Origin of the sequence: Nevskia sp., assembly GCF_023266035.1 — a bacterium.
Taxonomy (GTDB): Bacteria; Pseudomonadota; Gammaproteobacteria; order Nevskiales; family Nevskiaceae; genus Nevskia.
This window is the reverse complement of the sequence record NZ_JAHFRY010000186.1, coordinates 1-6,353: the sequence shown is the minus strand read 5'-3', so window position 1 is coordinate 6,353 and position 6,353 is coordinate 1. Positions and strand designations below refer to the sequence as shown.

The 6,353-nt window shown below is 62.7% G+C and carries 10 protein-coding genes and 1 tRNA gene; 9 read left to right on the top strand and 2 right to left on the bottom strand.

The genetic code is table 11. The features are described 5' to 3' along the window. The 9 genes from Q0D45_RS20145 to Q0D45_RS20105 all read left to right on the top strand — a co-directional run. The coding region (locus Q0D45_RS20145; protein WP_293397289.1) for a hypothetical protein at positions 1 to 283 on the top strand (283 nt) is incomplete at its 5' end. Further along, positions 234 to 767 carry a translation initiation factor IF-3 gene (gene infC, locus Q0D45_RS20140; protein WP_084711322.1) on the top strand — a complete coding sequence of 178 codons (534 nt, stop codon included), beginning with the start codon at positions 234 to 236 and terminating at the stop codon, positions 765 to 767. The genes Q0D45_RS20145 and infC, both read left to right, overlap by 50 nt. 52 nt (positions 768 to 819) lie before the next feature. Beyond that, positions 820 to 1,017: a 50S ribosomal protein L35 gene (rpmI, locus tag Q0D45_RS20135; protein WP_022975473.1), complete on the top strand. Its 198-nt coding sequence runs from the start codon at positions 820 to 822 to the stop codon at positions 1,015 to 1,017. 92 nt (positions 1,018 to 1,109) lie between these two features. Beyond that, positions 1,110 to 1,469, top strand: a complete 360-nt coding sequence (rplT, locus tag Q0D45_RS20130) for a 50S ribosomal protein L20 (protein ID WP_022975472.1) — start codon at positions 1,110 to 1,112, stop codon at positions 1,467 to 1,469. 84 nt (positions 1,470 to 1,553) lie between these two features. Next, positions 1,554 to 2,567 (top strand): phenylalanine--tRNA ligase subunit alpha, encoded by a 1,014-nt coding sequence (locus Q0D45_RS20125; protein WP_293397279.1) that lies wholly within the window; start codon positions 1,554 to 1,556, stop codon positions 2,565 to 2,567. Then, positions 2,564 to 4,924: a phenylalanine--tRNA ligase subunit beta gene (gene pheT, locus Q0D45_RS20120; RefSeq protein WP_293397276.1), complete on the top strand. Its 2,361-nt coding sequence runs from the start codon at positions 2,564 to 2,566 to the stop codon at positions 4,922 to 4,924. The genes Q0D45_RS20125 and pheT overlap by 4 nt, the downstream gene beginning before the upstream one ends. A gap of 5 nt (positions 4,925 to 4,929) precedes the next feature. Beyond that, complete coding sequence (locus Q0D45_RS20115) at positions 4,930 to 5,226, top strand: integration host factor subunit alpha (protein WP_022975469.1); 297 nt, start codon at positions 4,930 to 4,932, stop codon at positions 5,224 to 5,226. Next, the gene (locus tag Q0D45_RS20110; protein ID WP_293397273.1) at positions 5,207 to 5,638 is read left to right on the top strand and encodes a MerR family transcriptional regulator; all 432 of its coding nucleotides are present in this window, start codon (positions 5,207 to 5,209) and stop codon (positions 5,636 to 5,638) included. The genes Q0D45_RS20115 and Q0D45_RS20110 overlap by 20 nt, the downstream gene beginning before the upstream one ends. Positions 5,639 to 5,699: 61 nt before the next feature. Then, positions 5,700 to 5,776, top strand: a tRNA-Pro gene (locus Q0D45_RS20105). A 122-nt stretch (positions 5,777 to 5,898) separates the two neighbouring features. Here the strand turns inward: Q0D45_RS20105 and Q0D45_RS20100 are convergent. Next, the gene (locus tag Q0D45_RS20100; RefSeq protein WP_293397271.1) at positions 5,899 to 6,174 is read right to left on the bottom strand and encodes a hypothetical protein; all 276 of its coding nucleotides are present in this window, start codon (positions 6,172 to 6,174) and stop codon (positions 5,899 to 5,901) included. Further along, positions 6,171 to 6,353, bottom strand: a 183-nt coding sequence (locus Q0D45_RS20095; protein ID WP_293397268.1) for a hypothetical protein, incomplete at its 5' end; no start/stop codon positions are given. The genes Q0D45_RS20100 and Q0D45_RS20095, both read right to left, overlap by 4 nt.

Sequence of the window (6,353 nt, the reverse complement as noted above, 5' to 3'; positions counted from 1 at the left end):
CTTGACATGGTGGGGGTCGATGGTTCGAGTCCATTCGCGCCTACCAAAAGATGTTTCGAAGAAGCCTCGGGAAACCGGGGCTTTTTTGTTGGGTGGCGGAACCGGTGCATGGGCTTTCGAACTGCGCTGCGGCCTCAATATGAAAGCGCACTTGTTTAGCGGCACCCTCGTTCCCTATAATGCCGCTCTTTTCCGCGGGCGACCCTCGGTCGTGCCGCATTGTTTGTTGATTTTTGGGAGATACGCGTATCAGCGCGGAACGTCAGGATCGCCGGAACGATGAAATCAACGTACCTCGTGTACGTGTCATCGCCGAGGATGGCGCACAGGTTGGAATCATGCTCACGCGTGACGCCATTGCCAAGGCCGAAGAGGCCGGGCTTGACCTAGTAGAGGTATCGCCGAATGCAGATCCACCGGTCTGCAAGATCATGGATTACGGCAAGTACATCTATCAGAAGGACAAGCAGCAGCAGGCCGCCAAGAAGAAGCAGAAGCAGATCCAGGTCAAGGAAGTGAAGTTCCGTCCGACGACCGAGGAAGGCGACTTCCAGACCAAGCTGAAGCACTGCAAGGAATTCCTCGAGGAAGGCGACAAGGTCAAGATCGTGATCCGCTACAAGGGTCGCGAACTGGCGCATCAGGATCTGGGTTTCAAACTGATCGATCGCCTGAAAGCTGAACTGGATGAACTGGCGCTGGTCGAGCAGCACCCGAAACTCGAAGGCAAGCAGGCCATCATGGTGATGGGCCCGCGTAAACACTGAAGTCAACTTTCCAAGGGTTGATGGAACCACTAACACATTGGAGCCGTAAGAAATGCCGAAGCTGAAGACCAACAAAGGCGCTGCCAAGCGCTTCTCCCGTACTGCCAAGGGTGGCTTCAAGCGCTCCAGCGCGTTCAAGCGGCACATCCTGACCAAGAAATCGCCCAAGCGCATCCGCGACCTGCGTGGGCCGACGATGGTGCATGCCTCGGACAATAAAGAAGTCCGTCAGCTGCTCCCGTACGCCTGAGTCTCACGACTCAAGGCGTCACCTCAGTTGTAGAAGTGTCGCTTACATAGAAGATTCGCTCAGCGAACAAGACAATCGAAAGGTAATTTGAGATGGCAAGAGTCAAACGCGGCGTAACTGCCCGCGCACGTCACAAGAAGCTGCTGAAGAAGGCCAAGGGTTATTACGGCGCCCGCGGCCGTGTATTCCGCGCTGCCAAGCAGCAGGTCATCAAGTCGGGCCAGTACGCCTACCGCGATCGTCGGGTCAAGAAGCGCGAGTTCCGCGCGCTCTGGATTCAGCGCATCAACGCGGCATCGAACGAGCTGGGCCTGTCGTACTCGAAGTTCATCCATGGCTTGTCCCTGGCTGAGATTCAGGTCGACCGCAAGATGCTTTCGGACATCGCGATTCACGACAAGCCGGCGTTCGCCAAGCTTGTCGAGCAGGCGAAGTTGAAGCTCGCCGCATAAGCTGTCCGGCTGCAAAACGGGGGAGCGGCGTCTTTCGCCTCTCCCCTTTTTTGTGTCCCCCGAATTCCTCACGTGATCGGTGCCATGAACGCCATTTCCACACCCAATCTCGACGAGCTGCTGCTGCAAGCGCAGAGCGATATCGCCGCCGCTGCAGAGCCTCGCGCGATCGAAGCGCTGCGCGTCGATCTGCTCGGCAAGAAAGGCCGGGTCACCGATCTGCTGAAAAGCCTCGGTGGCATGCCGCACGAGCAGCGCAAGGCGTTCGGCGAGCAGGTCAACAAGGTCAAGGAGCAGTTGTCGGTGCAGCTCGAAACGCGCGCCCGCGCGATCGCTGACGCCGAACTGGAACGCCGCCTGGCCTCGGAAACGATCGACGTCACCCTGCCCGGCCGCGGCGACACCGCAGGCGCGCTGCATCCGATGTCGCGGACCATTCGCCGCATCGAGCAGATCTTCAACGCGATGGGTTTCGAATCGGTGCAGGGCCCGGAGATCGAGGACGACTGGCACAATTTCCAGGCGCTGAACATTCCCGAATCGCACCCCGCGCGGGCGATGCAGGACACTTTCTACGCCTTGAACGGCGCCCGCCTGCTGCGCACCCACACCAGCCCGGTGCAGGTGCGGACCATGCTCGATCGCAAGCCGCCGATCCGCATCATCTGCCCGGGCCGCGTCTACAGAGTCGATTTCGATCGCACTCACAGCCCGATGTTTCATCAGGTGGAGGGCCTGTACGTCGCCGAGAACGTCGGCCTTGCCGATCTGAAGCACGACCTGCAGAAATTCCTGTCGCTGTTCTTCGAGCGCGAAGTCGAAGCGCTGTTCCGGCCTTCGTACTTCCCGTTCGTCGAACCCGGTGCCGATGTCCACATCCGCTGGGGCGATCCCGAAAAGGGCACGCGCTGGCTCGAAGTGCTCGGCTGCGGCGTGATTCATCCGAACGTGCTGGCCGCGGTCGGCATCGATCCCGAGCGCTACACCGGTTATGCCTTCGGCATGGGCGTCGAGCGCCTGGCCATGCTGCGTTATGGCGTCGACGATCTCCGTCTGTTCTTCAACAACGATCTTCGTTTCCTGGAGCAGTTCAAGTGAAGCTCTCAGAAAACTGGCTGCGCGAGTGGGTCAACCCACCCGCCACTGCGGCCGAACTCGCTCACAAGCTGAATATGGCCGGCCTCGAATGCGAGGCTGAGCCGATGCTCGACGTGCTGCCGAAGGGCATCGTCGTCGGCAAGATCATCAGCACCACGCCACATCCTCAGGCCGATCGTCTGAGAGTCTGCGAAGTCGACGCTGGCACCGGCGAAGTGCTGCAGATCGTCTGCGGCGCGGCCAATGCGCGTCCCGGCATCCTGGTGCCGGCCGCGCTGCCCGGCGCCGTGTTGCCGAACGGCACCGAGATCGGCAAGGCGGCACTGCGCGGCGTCGAGTCCAGCGGCATGCTTTGCTCGGCGTCCGAACTGGGCCTGGCCGAGAAGTCGGAAGGCCTGCTTGAGCTCGATCCGAAGGCAGTGCCTGGCACGCCGATCGAAAAGCATCTCGGCCTCGTTGACCAGTTGCTGGTCCTGGAGCTGACGCCGAATCGTGGTGACTGCCTGAGCATCGCCGGGCTGGCCCGCGAAACGGCCGCGCTGTACGGCCTGCAGATGACGCCGCCGCGCATCCGCCCGGCAGTGGTCGAGCCGGAAACCCGCGTCAACGTGATCGTCGACGATCATGGTGGCTGCCCGCATTACGTCGGGCGCGTGGTCATCGGCCTGAACCCGAAAGCGCGCACGCCGGACTGGATGAGCGAGCGTCTGCGTCGCTGCGGTATCCGCACGATTCATCCGGTGGTCGACATCACCAACTACGTGATGCTCGAACTCGGCCAGCCGATGCACGGCTTCGATGCCGATCAGCTCAAGGGCGCGATCCGCGTCCGTCGCGCCAAGGCCGGCGAGCAGCTCAAGCTGCTCAACGAGCAGACGATCACGCTCGACCCGCGCGACCTGCTGATCACCGACGACACCGGCCCGCTGGTCCTGGCTGGCGTCATGGGCGGAACCGCGTCCGGTTGCTCCGCACAGACCACTTCGGTGTTCCTGGAAGCGGCCTGCTTCGAACCAGTGTCGATCGCCACCTCCGGCCGACGCCACAAGCTGCTGTCCGATTCGCGCTACCGCTTCGAGCGCGGTGTCGATCCGGCGCTACAGCGTCAGGCGCTGGAACGCGCCACCGCCCTGGTGCAGCAGATCTGCGGCGGCCGAGCCGGGCCGATCGTCGAGGTCGGCATCGCACCCGCGCATGTCGCTGAAATCACGCTGCGTCACTCGCAGATCACCCGTCTGCTCGGCTGCGAGATTCCGGTCAATCGCGTCGTGCCGTTGCTGCACAGCCTGGGACTGGCCGTGAACCCGACCGGCGCCAGTAGCTGGAAGGCGAAAGTACCGCCGCATCGCTACGACCTGCGCATCGAAGCCGATCTGGTCGAGGAGATCGGCCGCCTGCATGGCTACGACAACATCGCGCCGCGCGCCTACGCCGCCGAGCTGGCGCCGTTCTCGCCGAAGGAAACCCAGCGCCCGCTCGATCGGATCAAGGACGCGCTGGTCGCCCGCGGCTATCAGGAAGTGGTCACCTACAGCTTTGTCGATCCGAAGCTGCAGGCGCAGCTCGATCCGGAAACGCCGGGCGTACTGCTCGACAATCCGATCGCCGAAACGATGGCGGTGATGCGCACCACAATCTGGAGCGGCCTGATCCCGACCTGGCAATACAACCGCCAACGTCAGCAGAAGCGTGCGCGTCTGTTCGAAGCCGGCGCGGTCTATGCGCTCGAAGGCAACGGCAATCGCGAGCAGGCGAAGCTTGCTGGCTTGATCGCCGGCCCGCAGCTTCCCGAGCAATGGGGCGCGGCCACTCGTCCGGTCGATTTCTTCGATGCCAAGGCCGATCTCGAAGCCTTGTTCGGCACAACGCTCAGCTACGAGTCAGGCCAGCACCCGGCGCTGCACCCGGGACGCACGGCACGCATTCTTCGGGATGGCGTAGCGGTCGGCTGGCTCGGCGCACTTCATCCGCGTCTCGCCGAAGCCTTCGATATCAGCGAAGCGCTGTACCTGTTCGAGCTGGACTGGGCGGCCGTACGCAGCCTCGCCCTGCCCGCTCCGGGTGGCGTTTCCGAGTTTCCGTCTTCACGCCGTGATCTCGCTTTCGTGGTTGATGAAGCAGTCGCTGCGCAGGCGCTCGTCGAGGTCATTCGCGAGGCCGCGGCGCCGCTGCTCAAGACCCTGCAAACCTTCGACGTCTACCGCGGGGCGGGCTTGCCTGCGGGTCGCAAAAGCATCGCCTTCGGCTTGATTTTTCAGGATTATTCACGCACCCTGAATGTTGAAGAAGTTGACGCCGTAGCCGCGCAAGTGGCCGCCAGCGTTCAGGCCCGATTGGGTGGATCGGTACGAGAATAGCAACTGTGGCGCTGACCAAAGCCGAGCTCGCCGAGGCTCTTTTCGAGGAACTCGGGCTCAACAAGCGTGAAGCCAAGGAGTTCGTCGACCATTTCTTCGAAGAGGTGCGCGAGCGCCTGGAACACGGCGAAGAAGTGAAGTTGTCCGGCTTCGGTAATTTTGAGCTGCGCGACAAGAGCCAGCGTCCCGGACGCAACCCGAAAACCGGCGAGGAGATTCCGATCTCCGCGCGCCGCGTCGTGACCTTCCGCCCCGGCCAGAAGCTGCGGCTCCGAGTGAGTGTTGATGAAGCCGACGCATAAGCTCGAACCGCTGCCGGAGATTCCGAGCAAACGCTATTTCGCCATCGGCGAAGTCAGCGAGCTGTGCGGCGTGAAGGCGCATGTGCTGCGCTATTGGGAGCAGGAATTCCCGCAGCTCAAGCCGGCCAAACGGCGCGGCAATCGCCGCTACTACCAGCACGACGATGTCGAGATGATCCGCCGCATTCGCAGCCTGCTGTACGAACAGGGCTACACCATCGGCGCCGCGCGTCTGCGCCTCAAGGAACAGCCGAGAGTCGAGATCGGTACGCAGATCATTCGTCCGCTGGTACCGACTGCCGCTGCCAACACGCCGATTGCCGAAGCTGGCAACACCGGCAGCCTGCGCCAGCAGCACCTCGAGGACATCCGCAACGAGCTGCAATCGCTGCTAGATCGCTGGCCGGTCTGAGCACAAACAGGCTCAAATATTCGAAGCCCGCCACGAGCTTTGCGGGTTACAATTCAAGCATCGGGGCGTAGCGCAGTCTGGTAGCGCACTTGCCTGGGGGGCAAGTGGTCGCAGGTTCAAATCCTGTCGCCCCGACCACTCAATTCTTGTTTTGAACGATTTTAAAGTCACCCGTTCAGGGTGACTTTTTCGTTGGCGAGAGCGTCGGCTTGGAACTTCGATTTAGCTCGACGAGCTTGCAGCGATTTGCGAAGAACGCTTCAGACACGCACCGCCAGCCACTGCACCAGCAGCCAGCCGGAGGCGGTCAACGCGCCGAGCCAGATCAGAAACGCCGGCCAGTCGCCGAAGCCGATCAGGACCGCGCCAGGCAGCAGGACGAACAGCGTCAGCGTTCGCCGGGGACCACGGCCATGTGGTGCCAGATGGGTCGCCGCAAGCCCGCGCAGGCGTTTCGGATCGCGCCGCGCGATCAGCAGCAGCGGCAGCAGGCTGGCGATCAGCGCGAGACTCGCGGCGATGGCTGTCAGGCTCATGCGATGCGCGCCTGATCGTCGAGTTCAAGCGCCGGCTGGTCCGTGGCGGCAGGCGCTACAGGCTTCGCGCGACACGCAGCATTCAGGCACAGCACGCCGGCCAGCAGCACCGCCAGATCGAGCGCGATCACCGTGCCCAAGCCTTCGGCGAACGCGGCGACCCAGCCCGGCCCGCCGCC